Source organism: Mesorhizobium sp. dw_380 (genome assembly GCF_018588885.1).
Lineage (GTDB): Bacteria > Pseudomonadota > Alphaproteobacteria > Rhizobiales > Rhizobiaceae > Mesorhizobium.
The window spans coordinates 23807-38581 of record NZ_JAFFIW010000050.1 but is presented as its reverse complement, the minus strand read 5'-3'; the positions used below and the strand labels follow the sequence as shown (position 1 = coordinate 38581).

General features: G+C 64.5%; 14 protein-coding genes and 1 pseudogene. 5 read left to right on the top strand and 10 right to left on the bottom strand.

Annotated elements, in window-relative coordinates:
• The first annotated feature begins 120 nt into the window (after nucleotides 1-120).
• A complete protein-coding gene (gene dnaQ / locus JT360_RS29620; protein WP_214476393.1) occupies nucleotides 121-849 on the top strand; it encodes a DNA polymerase III subunit epsilon in 729 nt (242 codons plus the stop codon).
• A gap of 19 nt (nucleotides 850-868) precedes the next feature.
• On the opposite strand, the gene JT360_RS29615 is transcribed toward dnaQ, so the two are convergent.
• The 7 genes and pseudogenes from JT360_RS29615 to JT360_RS33835 form a co-directional block, all read right to left on the bottom strand.
• The gene (locus JT360_RS29615; protein ID WP_214476391.1) at nucleotides 869-1819 is read right to left on the bottom strand and encodes an alpha/beta hydrolase; all 951 of its coding nucleotides are present in this window, start codon (nucleotides 1817-1819) and stop codon (nucleotides 869-871) included.
• Between the two features lie 20 nt (nucleotides 1820-1839).
• On the bottom strand, nucleotides 1840-2520 hold the full coding sequence (locus tag JT360_RS29610; protein ID WP_214476389.1) for an isochorismatase family protein: 681 nt from the start codon (nucleotides 2518-2520) through the stop codon (nucleotides 1840-1842).
• Nucleotides 2521-2833: 313 nt separating this feature from the next.
• Nucleotides 2834-4138, bottom strand: a complete 1305-nt coding sequence (locus JT360_RS29605) for a M24 family metallopeptidase (RefSeq protein ID WP_214476387.1) — start codon at nucleotides 4136-4138, stop codon at nucleotides 2834-2836.
• A 156-nt stretch (nucleotides 4139-4294) separates the two neighbouring features.
• Complete coding sequence (locus tag JT360_RS29600; RefSeq protein WP_214476384.1) at nucleotides 4295-5263, bottom strand: GlxA family transcriptional regulator; 969 nt, start codon at nucleotides 5261-5263, stop codon at nucleotides 4295-4297.
• Nucleotides 5264-5486: 223 nt separating this feature from the next.
• The gene (locus JT360_RS29595; protein ID WP_214476383.1) at nucleotides 5487-6668 is read right to left on the bottom strand and encodes a trans-sulfuration enzyme family protein; all 1182 of its coding nucleotides are present in this window, start codon (nucleotides 6666-6668) and stop codon (nucleotides 5487-5489) included.
• Nucleotides 6665-8095 (bottom strand): pyridoxal-phosphate dependent enzyme, encoded by a 1431-nt coding sequence (locus JT360_RS29590; RefSeq protein ID WP_214476381.1) that lies wholly within the window; start codon nucleotides 8093-8095, stop codon nucleotides 6665-6667. The genes JT360_RS29595 and JT360_RS29590 overlap by 4 nt, the downstream gene beginning before the upstream one ends.
• Before the next feature lie 375 nt (nucleotides 8096-8470).
• Nucleotides 8471-8663: pseudogene (locus JT360_RS33835) on the bottom strand (FAD/NAD(P)-binding protein); the annotation flags it as partial.
• Between the two features lie 116 nt (nucleotides 8664-8779).
• On the opposite strand from JT360_RS33835, the gene JT360_RS29580 reads away from it, so the two are divergent.
• Nucleotides 8780-9112 (top strand): hypothetical protein, encoded by a 333-nt coding sequence (locus JT360_RS29580; RefSeq protein WP_214476365.1) that lies wholly within the window; start codon nucleotides 8780-8782, stop codon nucleotides 9110-9112.
• Nucleotides 9109-9756: a cysteine hydrolase family protein gene (locus JT360_RS29575; protein WP_214476363.1), complete on the top strand. Its 648-nt coding sequence runs from the start codon at nucleotides 9109-9111 to the stop codon at nucleotides 9754-9756. The genes JT360_RS29580 and JT360_RS29575 overlap by 4 nt, the downstream gene beginning before the upstream one ends.
• Nucleotides 9757-9764: 8 nt before the next feature.
• Here JT360_RS29575 and JT360_RS29570 read toward each other — a convergent pair whose 3' ends face one another.
• Nucleotides 9765-10112: a winged helix-turn-helix transcriptional regulator gene (locus JT360_RS29570; RefSeq protein WP_214476361.1), complete on the bottom strand. Its 348-nt coding sequence runs from the start codon at nucleotides 10110-10112 to the stop codon at nucleotides 9765-9767.
• A gap of 112 nt (nucleotides 10113-10224) precedes the next feature.
• Here JT360_RS29570 and JT360_RS29565 point away from each other — a divergent pair, with 112 nt between their 5' ends.
• Nucleotides 10225-10995 carry a type 1 glutamine amidotransferase domain-containing protein gene (locus JT360_RS29565; protein WP_214476359.1) on the top strand — a complete coding sequence of 257 codons (771 nt, stop codon included), beginning with the start codon at nucleotides 10225-10227 and terminating at the stop codon, nucleotides 10993-10995.
• 13 nt (nucleotides 10996-11008) lie between these two features.
• Here JT360_RS29565 and JT360_RS29560 read toward each other — a convergent pair whose 3' ends face one another.
• On the bottom strand, nucleotides 11009-12343 hold the full coding sequence (locus JT360_RS29560) for an FAD/NAD(P)-binding protein (RefSeq protein ID WP_214476357.1): 1335 nt from the start codon (nucleotides 12341-12343) through the stop codon (nucleotides 11009-11011).
• Nucleotides 12344-12368: 25 nt separating this feature from the next.
• Nucleotides 12369-12845 (bottom strand): RrF2 family transcriptional regulator, encoded by a 477-nt coding sequence (locus tag JT360_RS29555; protein WP_214476355.1) that lies wholly within the window; start codon nucleotides 12843-12845, stop codon nucleotides 12369-12371.
• Between the two features lie 905 nt (nucleotides 12846-13750).
• Here JT360_RS29555 and tauA point away from each other — a divergent pair.
• Nucleotides 13751-14764: a taurine ABC transporter substrate-binding protein gene (tauA, locus tag JT360_RS29550; RefSeq protein ID WP_214476353.1), complete on the top strand. Its 1014-nt coding sequence runs from the start codon at nucleotides 13751-13753 to the stop codon at nucleotides 14762-14764.
• Nucleotides 14765-14775: the final 11 nt, after the last annotated feature.

Genomic DNA, 14775 nt, shown 5'->3' with positions numbered 1-14775 from the left:
GTGCCCGGCAGGGCGATGAGGGGCAGCGCAAACCTGTCGTGATTGTGCGGGCCAATTCGGTTTCCCCATTGCCATTTTGTTCTGGTGTATGATTCTGCTCTCTTGAAGCGGACTGATTCGATGCGCGAGATCATTTTCGATACGGAAACCACCGGCCTTGATTCGCGCGACGACCGCGTGATCGAGCTTGGCGGCGTCGAACTGGTCAACCGCTTCCCGACCGGCAAGACCTTCCACCACTATATCAACCCGCAGGGCCGTGCGATCCATGCCGAGGCGCAGGCGGTGCACGGCATCAGCGCGGCGGATCTCGCGGGCAAGCCGACCTTTGCCGAGATTGCGCAGGAGTGGCTGAGCTTCATCGACGGCGCCAAGCTGGTCGCCCACAACGCGACCTTCGATATCGGCTTCCTCAATGTCGAATTCGGCCGGCTCGGCCATCCCGTCGTCGATCCCGGCCTTGTCGTCGACACGCTGGCGCTGGCGCGCCGCAAGCACCCGATGGGGCCTAACTCGCTCGACGCGCTCTGCCGGCGCTACGGCATCGACAATACAAGGCGCACCAAGCACGGCGCCCTGCTCGATTCCGAACTGCTGGCTGAGGTCTATATCGAGCTGATCGGCGGCAAGCAGGCCGCCCTCATCCTCGACAGCTCGACCGCGCCGGCGCGGGGCGGCGAGAATGTCCGCCAGATCGAAATCATCGTCGCCGAACGCTCGGCGCCGCTGCTGCCCCGCCTGAGCGAGGCCGAACGCGCCGCCCACGCCGCCATGGTCGCCACGCTCGGCGAAAAGGCGCTGTGGCTGAAAGCCGCCCCACCCGAAGCAAGCGTTGTGCTGTCCTCGTAAGAGGACCTGCACACAGCCGTCAGTACGGCCACTCGCCCCGGCCCAACGCCGAAATCGCTCCGATGATGCGCGCGAAGGCTTGCGCGGCGGCCGGCACCGTGGTGCGGGCACGCAGAAAACTGTGCACCAGGCGCTTCTCCTCGTGCCACCACGCCTTGCCGCCGGCCGAGACAATGCGGTCGCTGTAGGTCTCGCCATCGGATGACAGCGGATCGCATTCGGCTGTGATGATCACTGTTGGCGGCAGCCCGGAAAAGTCGTTGTCGCGCAAGGGCGAGAAGGTCGGATCGTCGGGCGATTGCCGCTTGGCCGAACGGACATCACGGTAAAAGGCGATGTCGCCGACGGACAGCAGCGGCGCCTCGGCATGCTCGACATAGGAGCCGGCGCGCTCGTCGCCGCCGAGGCCGGGATAGATCAGCACCTGGCCGATTGCGGCGCGGGCATGCCGGCGCGTCGCCTGCGCCACCGCGGCCGCCAGATTGCCCCCGGCGCTTTCGCCGCACAGCACCAAGGGCAGGCCTGATGTGGCCGCCGCCCAGTCGAAAACGGCCATCGCGTCGTCGAAAGCGGCGGGATGGACATGCTCCGGCGCCAGCCGGTAGTCGACCGACAGCACGTCGAAGCCGGTGCCGGCGCAAATCTCGGCGCAGATGTCGTCATGGCTGTCGAGCCCGCCGAGGATGAAGCCGCCGCCGTGGAGATAGAGCACCATGGCCTGCGCGGCGTTGCCGGAGAGCTGGTAATGGCGGATCGGTATGCCGTGACCAGGAGCGGCGACCAGGCCGTCCCTGGCCTTGACCCCGGAGGGGCGGCCCTGATGGAAGGCGCGGCACATCCTGTCATAGACCACGCGCTGCTTGTCGATCGGCAGGCCGATGATCTCGGGCGGATACCACGCGTTGATACTGTCGATATAGGCCCACAGCGCCGGGTCGAGCCGAGTTTCGTATTTGCCGCGGCTGGTCATGTCAGGCTTGCCGGCAAGGGTCACAACTCTCTGTAAAGCTCGGCCGCATTGTCGAAGGTGAAGCGCAGCGGCACCGAGCCTTCGACCTGCCATGCGGTGACCGTCTCGCCGGCCAGCAGCCGGCAGGCGCCTTCGGTGTCGGTGACCGCGCCGCCATAGAGCCGGTTGGCGAGGTTGAGGATGCCGGTCTGGTGCATGGCCGCACTGCCGCTGCCGCAGGCATCCTTGACCAGCAGCACGCGAAACCCCTTGGCCACGGCGTCCTTGACGGACGCGTCGATGCAGGCCTCGGTCCAGACGCCCGCGACGACAAGCCATTCGATGCCGCGCGCCTTCAGCTGATCGGAAGCCGCCCTCGAGCGGAAGGCGCTGGCCTCGGCCTTGATCAGCAGCATCTCGCCCTTGGCCGGCGCCACCTCATGGCAGATTTCGGTCAATGGATCGCTCTTGTCCGAAAAAGCCGACTTGCCGTCTGATCCAACGGGATGAAACGGCCGGTCCTGGCTGTCGAGATCGACGATATAGGCCCAGTGATAAAGCGGCACATGGTTCTGCCGCGCCGCGGCCTGCAGGCGCTGGACATTGGCGAGGATACCGGCAAAGCCCTCGACCAAGTAGCGCTTGTCCTGCCGGTGCTCTTCCTGCAGGTCGATGAAGACAGCGGCCACGGTGCCGCGCTTGAGGGAGATGGGGCTTTTCATGCGAATGCCCCTGGGTTCTCAAAAGCCGACGCGGTCGCTTTCAATGCGCTATAGCCCTTGGTGATTGGCCGGCGCCTCCCCGACTTCGTCATCCACGGGCGAAGCAGCCGCGCAACGGCCTCGCGGAGACCCGAGGATCCATGCCGTGACCCCGGCCAGGGAACACAGCGGAGCAGAATTCGTTCCGTAGCAGCGCGCTGAAGTCGCGGCATGGATCCTGGGGTCTGCGCCGCGTCGCTGCGCTCCTTGCTCCGCCCTAGGATGACGAAGGGAGAGGCGTTTGCGTTGGCTGCCAAGGGAAGCAAAACCACCATCAAACCTGCTTCTCCAGAAACTCGTCCTCATAGGGAAAGCGCGACAGAAGTTCGGTACCGGTGTCGGTGATCAGGACTTCGTCCTCCAGCTTGACGCCCTCGCGGCCGCCCTTCTCGCCAATATAGCTTTCCACGCTCACCACCATGCCTGGCACGATATGGCCGTCGCGGCCATAGGTCTCGTAATCCATGGCATGCGCGATGAACGGTGTCTCGCCATGCATGCCGACGCCGTGCATGACCGAGGTGTAGCGCTGGTCGACGAAACGATCCGGGATCTTCCAGGCCTTCTCGGCGATCTCGCGGAACGCCATGCCCGGCCTGACGATCGAGATGTTGTGCTGAACCTGGTCGTGCGCCATGCGGTAGAGCGACTTTTGGTAAGGCGTCGGCTTGCCCGGCCCGCAGCGGAAGGTGCGGGAAAAATCGGAGTAATAGCCGTAGCAGCCGATCGTGTCGGTATCGAGCGCCAGGAGTTCGCCGGGCCGGATCTTGCGGCCGCTGGCCTCGTTGAACCACGGATTGGTGCGCTGGCCGGAGGTCAACAGCCGCGTCTCGATGAACTCGCCGCCCTGGCGGATCACCTCGCCATACATGATGGCGAACAGCTCGTTTTCGGAAACGCCGGGCTTGATCGCCTCGCGCACCGCATAGACGGCGGCCTCGGCGCCGGCCATCGACACCTGCAGGCATTTCACTTCTTCCGGCGTCTTCACCGCACGCACCGCCAGGATTTCGCCCTGGCAATCCTTGACCTCGCAGCCGCGCTTTTCCAGCGCCAGCGCCTGCAAATGGCTGCAGCGGTCGAGCCCGAGCTTCATCGAGCCGCCGCCATGCTGCTTCAGTAGCTCGGCGATCTCGTCGGCGAACGGGCCGGCGGTCTCATCGTCACGGCCGGAGACCGACGACCAGACCAGCTTGGATGGCCGCGCCTCGTCGATCGTGTCGAGCACCATCGAGACATGGTAGCTCTGCGGGTATTCGAACAGCACGATCGGCCCTTCGGTGGGCACGAAGAAATAGCGGGTCGAGTTGCGCAGGAAATAGCCGAACATGTTGCGCGAGCCGGTGGCGTAGCGCTGGTTGTAAGGGTCGAACAAAATGACGCCGCCATAGCCGGCCTCGCGCATCCAGCCGCGCAATTTAGCCAGCCGGCCTTTTCGCAAGGCGTCGGCGTCGATGAAGGACGGCTCGGTGTCCGACAGCCACATGCCGCCGGCCGGATCGGCGGCTGCCGGATGGCGCATGCGGTCCTTGAAATCCACGTCTTCGGTGCTGTCGGGGTCGAATACGACGATGCTCATGGTGCCTGGCCTTGGGTCGATTGCGAGATCAGACCATGGCGCAGCAGGCGTGGAAGCATTGTGCGGAAAACCGCGTGTGTTGTGCGGGATGCCGCTGAGCTAATAAGAGATGCAGGTGCTGTCCCGCCAACGTCTCTCAGCGCCAGCAAGCGCAAACTAATGCCTTCTCGCCAGCTTCGGCGGATGCCCATGTTCCTCCCGAAAAGCCCGGGCAAAACTCGACATCGAGGCAAAGCCGCAGGCCAGCGCCACGTCGCGCACGGCGAGCGTCGAGTGCGCCAGGAGATCGGCCGCGCGCTTCAGCCTGAGCCGCCGGTAGTAGCCGTTGGGCGAGATGGCGAGTTCGGAACGGAAAGAGCGTTCGAGCTTGTCGGACGACACGCCGAGCCGGGCCGTCAGCTCCGCCATGCCGAGCCGCTCCTCGACCGCGTCCTCCATGATGGCGATGGCCGACAGCACCAGCTCGTTCTGCACCCCGGTGCGCAGGCGCAGCGGCATCAGCTTGCGGTCGACACTCGATCGCAAGGGACTGTGCACGAACCATTCGGCGACGCCGGCGGCAAGCTCGGCGCCGTAATCCCTGGTGATGATCTCCAGCATCATGTCGAGGCTGCCGACACCGCCGGCCGAAGTAAAACGTTTGCGGTCGATGACATAGAGGTCGCGCCGGAGCTCGATGTTGGGGAAGGCTTCGGTGAAAGCGGCCTGGCTGGTCCAGTGCAGGGTGCAGGCATGGCCGTCGAGCAGGCCAGCGCGGGCGAGAAAGAACGCCGCATCCGCCACCGCGCCGATATGGGCGCCACCCCGCAAGCTGCGACGGATCCAGCTTGCCGCGTCCTCGGCGACAAGATGATCGGCATCGCCGCCCGAGCAGACGACGATGCGGTCGACCTTGGGCGCATCCTCGGCATAGAAGCCCGGCTGGATGACGACCCCGTTCGAGGCCTCGACCGCCCCTTTCGTGCCGCCGACAATGATCCAGCGATAGCACTGCCGCTTCGCCAGCACGTTTGTGGCGCGCAGCGGTTCGATGACCGAGCTGAACGCCATCATCGGAAAGCCGGGAAACACCAGCACCGCGAAGGTGAGGGGCTCGATGGGCTTTGGAGATTCGCGCGTGGCCATGGGCGCTACATCTCGGGCAGACAGCGCGCTAGGTCAATCGGGATGCTTGAACCTGGACCGCCAGCGCCGCCCTCACCTGCCTGCCGGCATCCTCCCCGTAAACGGGGCGAGGGACGCTCTCATCGCCGCTTTCGCCAATCGCGGCTAGCCTCTTTCTCCCCGTTTACGGGGAGAAATGCCCGGCAGGGCAATGAGGGGCGGCGCAGACTTTGGCGGTTTAGCGCTAACCCCCCAGAGCCTGATCCAGATCGGCGATCAGGTCATCCCCATCCTCAATGCCCGCCGACAGCCGCACCAGCGAATCCGAGATGCCGATCTCGTCGCGCTTCTCCGCCGGAATAGATCCATGCGTCATCAGCGCGGGGTGTTCGATCAGGCTTTCCACGCCGCCGAGGCTTTCGGCCAGCGTGAACAGCTGTGTGCGTTCGAGGAAGCGTTTTGTCCCGGCAAGGTCGCGGTCCAGCACGGCTGATATCATGCCGCCGAAGGCATGCATCTGCTGGACGGCGATGCCGTGCTGCGGATGGCTGGCGAGGCCGGGATAGATGACGCGCCGCACATCTTTTCGCGCCTCCAGCCACTGCGCGATTTTCAGCCCATTTTCGGAATGCCGCTCCATCCTGAGCGCCAGTGTCTTGAGGCCGCGCAGCGCCAGGAAACTGTCGAACGGGCCCGATATGGCACCGATGGCGTTCTGCAAGAATTTGAGCTGGGCGGCCAGCTCCTTGTTGTCGCCGACGACAGCCACGCCACCGACCATGTCGGAATGGCCGTTGAGATATTTGGTCGTCGAATGCACCACGATGTCGATGCCAAGTTCCAGCGGCCGCTGGATGTAAGGGCTGCAAAAGGTGTTGTCGGCCACCGACAGGATGCCCTTGCGCCTCGCGAGTGCTGCGACGCCTTCGAGGTCGACGATGCGCAGCAGCGGATTGGTCGGCGTCTCGACCCAGAGCATTTTCGTCTCCGGGCGGATCGCCGCTTCGACGGCGGCAAGGTCGGTGAAATCGACGAAGCTGACCTTGAGATCGGCCGAGCGCTTGCGCACCCGCTCCATCAGCCGGAACGAGCCGCCATAGATGTCGTCGGTGGCGACGATATGCGCGCCGGCATCGAGCAATTCCAGCACCGTGGCGATTGACGCCAAACCGGAAGCAAAAGCGAACGCCGCCGTGCCACTTTCGAGATCGGCCACCGCGCGCTCGAAGGCGAAGCGCGTCGGGTTCTGGCTGCGGGCATACTCAAACCCCTTGTGCACGCCGGGCGACTGCTGGCCATAGGTCGAGGTGGCGTAGATCGGCACCATCACCGCGCCGGTCAGCGGGTCGTGGCTCTGGCCGCCATGAATGGTGCGGGTGGAGAAGGCCAGACGGTTCTTGCCCAATGGTGGTCTTGCCGATGTCATTTTGCGCGGCGCCTCAGATGGTTGATCAGGTCGATGCGGGTTATCAGGCCGACGAACTCGTCGCCGTCGAAGATGATGGCGACCTCGTTGCGGTCGAACACCGGCAGCAGCGCGTCCAGCGTCTGGCTGGCCTGCAGCGTGTGCAGATTGGACGTCATCGCCGTGCGCACCGGCCCGTTGAAGCGCTCCCAGCGCCCATCATAGGGGCCGTCGACATGAGCAAGGATGTCGCTTTCGTCGACGATGCCGACGAGCTTGCCATTGTCCAGCACCGGCAGCTGCGAGACGTCGGAGCGGCGCATGCGGCCATAGGCGTTGAGCAGGCTCTCGTCCGGGCCGACATAGACCGTGTCGCCGGTGCGGTGCGTGCGCATGACGAGGTCGCGCAGATCGCCATGCTGCTCGTGCTCGGCCAGGCCCTGCTCGGCCAGCCAGAAATCGTCGAAGACTTTTGACAGGTATTTGTTGCCGCTGTCGCAGACGAAGGTGACGACGCGCTTCGGCGAAGTCTGTTCACGGCAATAGCGCAGTGCCGCCGACAAAAGCGTGCCCGAGGACGAGCCGGCCAAAATGCCTTCGCGCGACAGGAGATCGCGCACCGCCAGCATGCTCTGCTTGTCCGTGATGGAATAGGCTTTCTTCACCAGCGACAGATCGGCATTGGGCGGCACGAAATCCTCGCCGATGCCTTCGACGGTCCAGCTGCCGGCCTCTTGCATCTTGCCGGTCTTGATCAGCGGCGCCAGCACCGAGCCGACCGGATCGGCGAGCACCATCTCGGTCTTCGGTGATATCTCGGCGAAGTAGCGGCCAAGCCCGGTCAGCGTGCCGCCCGAGCCGACGCCGACCACCACCGCGTCGACATCACCGCCAAGCTGCGAAAAGATCTCCGGGCCGGTGGTGGTCTCATGCGCCAGCGGGTTGGCCGGGTTGGCGAACTGGTTGGCATAGAAGGCGCCCGGCACATCGGCCGCGATTTTCTCGGCCATGTCCTGGTAATATTCGGGGTGCCCCTTGCCGACATCGGACCGCGTCATGTGCACTTCCGCGCCCAGCGCGCGCAGATGCTGGATCTTCTCGCGTGACATCTTGTCGGGCACGACCAGCACGATGCGGTAGCCCTTGGGGATGCCGACCTGCGCAAGTCTAAGGCCGGTATTGCCGGCGGTCGCCTCGACGATGGTGCCGCCGGGCTTGAGCTTGCCCTCCTTCTCGGCGGCGGCAATCATCGACAGCGCGATGCGGTCCTTGATCGAGCCGCCCGGGTTCTGGCTTTCGAGCTTGATGAACAGCCGGCACTTGCCGGTGTCGAACTTGGTCAGCTCCACCACCGGCGTCTGGCCGATCAGGTCGAGAACCGATTTATAGGGCGGACGCAGACGGGATGTTGCGCTTTCCGAGGGGGCGGCGATCTTGTGCTCGCTCATTTCGATGCTCCATGACCAAGCGACCGCCTCGGGGCCGGATTTAGATTTCATCCGGCTCTGGGCGGCAGCGTATCCTCTTTTCCAGCCCTTTACAGTTGGAAAGAAGATAGATCATGCCAATCGACCCGCCAGATGGGGAATGAAATTCCGTTCGACGCCGTCGCGCAAGGCCCTGCAAGGCGGCGGCACAGCGCCCCCCTCTGTCCTGCCGGACATCTCCCCCACAAGGAGGGAGATTGGCTGTCCCTACGGCCTTCGCCAATTATCATCGTTGGAAGGCGGGCGGGGGGCGCCAAAGCTGCCAATCTCCCCACCCGTGGGGGAGATGTCCGGCAGGACAGAGGGGGGCGCCGTAGAGCTCCGACCTCTCCGGACCTAACCCAGCAACCGCTTGCTCAGCCTGGCGCACTGGACGCGGATGTCGGGGATGGCGTCGATCTCGAAGAAGGTGCCGCGCGTCAGCGGGCCGACGGCGAGGATCTTGGCCGAAACGGGTCCCGTCGCCGGCGATGATCTCGCAATTGGCCGACACGTCGAGGCCGATGCGCAGCGGATCCGGCCTTGCCAGCCACTTCAACGAACCATCTCGTTCGTTGAAGTCGCCAATTTCGGCATGCTAGCCGAATGTGATGCAGCCAAAAAACAGCGGGCCGCCATCCACCCAGCATGCAAGGAAACAGCCCGATGAAGATCATTGCCTATGACAACTTCAAGCCCGGCGTCACTCTCGACGACCTCAAACCCTATCTGCGCGATGAGGTCTCGAATGTCTGGCGACTGTGGAAGGCAGGCATCGTGCGCGAGAACTATGCGCGCGCCGATGTCGGCGGCGTCATCATCGTCTTCGAGCTCCAAAGCGTTGATGAAGCCAGGCGCTACACCGACGATTTCCCGCTGTCGAAGGCCGGCTTGCTGGAATGGCATTTCCTCGCCTTCGACGCCGCACCCCTGCCGCTCGAATATCTGTTCGATCCCACCGTCGACATCGCAACGCCCTGGGACCGGACCGCGGCATGATCCGGTCGAGCGAAGGCATGGAGATCCCGGCCAGCCTCACCGAGTGGTGCGATGTCAGCCGCATGGCGCTGGTGGTCTACGACATGCAGGTCGGCATCTGCCGCCAGATCGCCGGTGCGGCCGATATCATCGAGCGCACCGCTACTGTGCTCGAAGCGGCACGCGCGGCCGGCATGCGGGTGGCTTTCACCCGTCACCTCTCCTTGCCGCGCAAATGGATGGGCGCGACCCAGCTGCGAACCGCCATGGCCTGGCAGCGGTGCAACAGCCCCGACATGGTCGAGCCGTGGTTTCCGCGTGATGCCGAAGCGACGCGGATTGTTCCCGAACTCGCGCCGCGCGCCGACGAAGCCGTGTTCGACAAGCTGACGATGTCGGCCTTCGATTCCACGGCGCTGAGCTTCGCCTTGCGCGATTGCGGGGTGCGTGCCGTCGCGCTCGCCGGCGTGGCGATCGAGATCGGCATCGAGCCGACTGTTCGCCAGGCGACCGACAATGGCTTCGTGGCTGTGGTGATCGAGGACGCCTGCGGCTTCGGCAACCGTGAAGCGCGCGATCGTTCGATGGCGACGCTTCGCTTCCTTGGCGAGGCTGTCGTCACCGATGTCGCCGGCTTTTGCGGCGCACTTACCGCTGGGAGTTAAGCGCCTTGTCACGCCTCGACATCGGTGCGGAACCGGACGCCGTCGGCGCGACCGTGCACATTGCCCCAGTCGTAGAGGGCCTGCAGGCTGGAGGCCAGATCGCGGCCACGCTCGGTCAAGGTGTAGCGTCCCTTGCCGTCGGGCGAGGCCTCCAGCGCGACAAAGCCGATATCGACAAGATCGGCCAGCCGCTGCGTCAGCATCTTGTCGGACAGCGACGGGATCATCCGCCGCAGCTCGGAATAGCGCATCGGGTTTTGCTTGATCCGGGCCAGGATCACCGTCTTCCATTTGCCGCCGAGCGCATCGAGCGCGAACTCGACCGGACAGCCGTAAAGTCTACCGCGTTGCGTCATGCGGCCATCGTAGGCAAGGCCCGGCGACGACGGAAGCGGATTTTGCCCGGCCATATGGCCAGATTGCAAGGTCCGGCTTTGTCAGCGACAGCTTCATAAGGGAGAGCGGAAGATGAGTGTACGGGATGCCAATCCGGTCAACGCCCGCAAGCCGAAACGGGTGGCGATCGTCATCGCCAATCCGGCCATATCGACCACGACCGGCTGGCCGGTCGGCTTCTGGTGGAGCGAGCTGACGCATCCATGGTTCGCCTTCACCGAGCGCGGCTATGCGGTGGAGATCTTCTCGCCGGACGGCGGCAGATGCGAGGCCGACGCGCTGAGCGACCCGCGTGACGCTTCAGGCTATTCTGAAACCGATCTGATCTCGCTCGGTTTCCTGTCGAGCCCGAAACTGGCGGCCTTGGTCGAGAACACGCGGCCGGTAGCGGAGATCGATGTCGACAGTTTCGACGCCATCGTCGTTGCCGGCGGCCAGGCGCCGATGTTCAGCTATGAACGCGCGACGGGCCTGCAGCGGACATTCGTCGCCTTCCATGAAGCGGGCAAGGTGGCGGCGGCACTCTGCCACGGCACCGCCCTGCTGCGTTACGCCAGGCGCGCCGACGGGTCGTTGCTCGCCGCCGGCAAGACGGTGACCGGTTTCGCCAATGTCGAGGAGGATTTCGCCGACAACGCGACCTGGGCGATGGGCGCGCTAGAACGCGGAAAGCATCTGATGCCATGGCGTATCGAGGATGAGTTGAAGGCCGTCGGCGCCAACTACGTCCAGGCCGGACTGTGGCGGGGCTTTGCCGTGCGCGACGGCAATCTGATTACCGGCCAGCAGAATTTTTCAGGCGCCGAGACCGCGCGCGTCGTGTGCGAGGCATTGGGCGGCTGAACGCGGCCGCCTCCTATCCCAGCAACCGCTTGCTCAGCCGCGCGCACTGGACGCGGATGTCGGGTATGGCATCGATCTCGAAGAAGGTGCCGCGCGTCAGCGGGCCGACGGCGAGGATCTTGGCCGAAACGGTCCCGTCGCTGGCGATGATCTCGCAATTGGCCGACACGTCGAGGCCGATGCGCAGCGGATCCGGCCTTGCCAGCCCGCGATCGACCAGCGAGCGCACCACGCTGTTCGACGAGGTCGAAATGTCCCTGACGATGCCGGAGCAATCATAGATGCGGGCAACCTCGAAGGTCTCGACAAGCTGGCTGTGGCGCGACTGGACATCGACGGTGAATGCCTCCCCCGGCGCGATGCCGACGACACGGCCGGCGACAAGCCGGATCCGGCCGGATTGCACGGCCTCGGTCACCCGGGCGTAGACTTCCGGCGCCATGCGATGGCGGTGGATGTCCCACCAGGCCTTGGTGTGCTCGACGAAGCGGCGCTTGGCGGAAGCCGGCCAGTTCTGCCAGATCTTCTGGTTGAAGGGCCTGAGGCCGTCGACCACGTCGCGCCAGTCGATGCCGGCCTTCTGGTTTTCGCGGATCAGGTCGCGAAACCAGCCGACGAAATAGGAAAGCTGGGTGCCGAGCGGGATGTCGGCGACGTCGAGCTTGATCGGATTGCCCTTGCGGTGCGGCGAAGGCAGCAGGCCGCGCCGGGAAACAGCGACGATCTCGCCCCGGTGGCCGCGTTGTTCCAGCGCCAGGAAGGCATCGACCATGCTGAGGCCGGTGCCCAGCACCATGACGCTTCTGTCCGGATCGAGCGCTGTGTCGGCCTCCGAGCCCATTCGGACCGCATGGCCGAGCGCGGGCTGTTCGTCATGGCCGGTGGCCAGCACGGCCAGATGGGCGACGACGCTGGTGCCGTTGGCGAGCGCCACCTCGACCCCCGATGCGGTCGGCGTGATCGACAGGCTCTCCTCGCGGATCAGGCGCAGGCGGCCGGTTTCACGCTCTCGCGCTTCCAGGTCGTCGAGCAATTCCTTGAGATAGCGGGCATAGACGCTGCGCGGCGCGTAGACCGGCGCCTGGTTCGGGCTGGCGAGGCCGCGCTCCTGCAGCCAGCGCCAGAAATTGCCGGGATCGTCGGCATAGGCGCTCATGCCGGCCGCGCTGACATTCAGCACATGCGCCGACAGCAGCGTCGAATAGGCGATGCCCTGGCCGAAATGCGGGCGCTTCTCGATCAGCGTCACGCGCAGATCCGGATTGGCCGATTTCAGGAGATGCGCGGCGAGCACCACGCCGCTGGCGCCGCCGCCGACAACGATGATCGAATTGGCGCGCCCGCTCATGCGCGTTCCCGCTGTGTGCGAGGCGTCAGGCCTGGATCTTCACCGCGACCGCAAGGTCGCCGATGTCCCCCGCGACCGGCAGGTCGTCGAAGGCAATGTCGCGCATTTCGGCGAGGCTGCGCTGATCGAGCACCTCGGCGATCGCCTGCCGGACCTCGAGCATCAGATGTCGGACTTGGCATGTCGCCTCGTTGCAGTCTTCACAGCGCTGGTATTGTGTGCGGCTGGCGCAGGGAATCGGGGCCAGCGGCCCATCGAGGACCCGCACGACATGGCCGACCTTGATCTCGTCGGCCGGCCGCGCGAGGCGGTAGCCGCCGTCCTTGCCCTTGCGGCTCTGGACGAAACCGGCATTGCGCAGCTCGCCCAGGATGGCGTCGAGAAATTTCTTCGGGATGTTGTTGCCGGTCGCGATATCGCCAACGAAAGCGAGCTGCCCGGCCGGCATCCGTGCGAGATGAACAAGCGCCTTGAGGCCGTACTTGCCTTTTTTCGTAAGCATAGACCGAACGTTTCTCTCTCATGCGATGGCTGGGCCATCCCTGCGAAACGCCTGGCGTGCCTCCCCGCCGCGCCCAAGCTGCCATGACACATAAATTCTAGTGACATGATATACAAGCCAATTGCGGTTGATCTTGCTTGGTTTTCAAGCCGTTGGGGCCATTTTAGGCCCGGCTTGTGACGCCGGGGACACAAAAACCTGGCCTGCGGGCACGAAGGCCGCCGGCTGGGACCTCGTGCCGCCAGCGATCGCCGCGATATGATGGGCATGGCCTTTCATCGCCGCTCCAGCTGCCTTTGTCGATAAGATTACTATACTTAACCGCCAGCACGCGGAACGCGGTTTTAAATCCCCTACCATTCGCAGCATGTATTTGCGTGATATCGGGAAGAGGCAGGAATTATCGTTCGTGGGTGATGGGTACTGACGGCTGTCGGGTGCCTGAGTTCCCGATCTCGTCATCCACGGGCGGAGCAGGAGCGTAGCGACGTCGCGACGTCGCGGAGACCCGAGGATCCATGCCGCGACATCCGCCGAAGAATGCAACGGCGCGGAATGAGCCTTGTCCCGTCGCCAACCTTCCAGCCAGCTCTATCCTTCAGCACCGTCGAGGCGTTCACATGTCACGGCATGGATCCTAGGGTCTGCGCCGCGTCGCTTCGCTCCTTGCTTCGCCCTGGGATTGTTCGACGAAGTCGGTGGCTCGCCGAGCGCGCCATTCCTGTTCGGTTTGTCATCGGCGGTGACGGCGGTTGCAGCCGCACTTTCCGCCTCGGCATCCTTTCGTCGGCACGTTTTTTCCAACAACCCGCCCTTCCTTGGAAGGATTTAACTCTACAAGAACGATAGAATTAGCTGACTATCATAGGGCAATCCGGTTTTCCCTGTTTTTCATGGAGCCCTTAATGTCCACGATTTCGCGACGCATCCTTCTCCTCTCGTCGGCCGCCCTTGCCGGCGCTGCCTTCCTCGGTCCGGCCATGGCGCAGGATCTTAAGATCACCATCGGCTACCAGACAGTGGTCGAACCCTCCAAAGTGCCGCAGGCCGACGGCGCCTATGAAAAGGCAACCAAGGCCGCCATCGACTGGCGCAAGTTCGATTCCGGCGCCGACGTCATCGCCGCGGTCGCTTCCGGCTCGGTCGACATCGGCTATGTCGGTTCGAGTCCGCTGGCGGCGGCGGCAAGCCGCGAGCTGCCGATCCAGACCATCTTCGTCGTCGGCCTGATCGGGCCGTCCGAAGCGCTGGTGGCGCGCAACGGCGCCGGCATCGGGAAGGTCGCCGACCTCGCCGGCAAGAAGGTGGCCGTGCCGTTCGTCTCGACGACGCATTACAGCCTGCTTGCCGCGCTCAAGCACGAGAATGTCGATCCGAAGTCGGTTGAGATCCTCAATCTCAGGCCGCCGGAAATCGCCGCCGCCTTCGCGCGCGGCGACATCGATGCCGCCTATGTCTGGGATCCGGCGCTCGGCCAGATCAAGACCAGCGGAAAGGTCGTGCTGGATTCCTCGCAGGTCGCCGCCTGGGGCGCGCCGACCTTCGACGCCTGGATCGTGCGCACCGATTTTGCCGAGAAGAACCCGGAAGCGGTGCGCGACTTCGTCAAGGTGACGGGCGCCGCCTATGCCGAATACCTCGCCAAGCCGGACGCCTGGTCGGTGTCGTCGCCGCAGGCCGCAAAGATCGCCAAGCTCACTGGCGCCAAGCTGGAAGAAGTGCCGGAGCTGTTGAAGGGCTATGTCTTCCCGACATTGGAAGAACAGGCCTCCGACAAGTTCCTCGGCGGCGGCACGGTCAAGGCGGTCGCGGCGGCGTCCGCCTTCCTCAAGGAACAGGGCAAGGTCGACGCCGTGCTGCCGGACTATTCGAAATACGTGACATCGAAATACGTCACCGAGGCGCTTGCTTCGAACTGAGCGCTTAACCC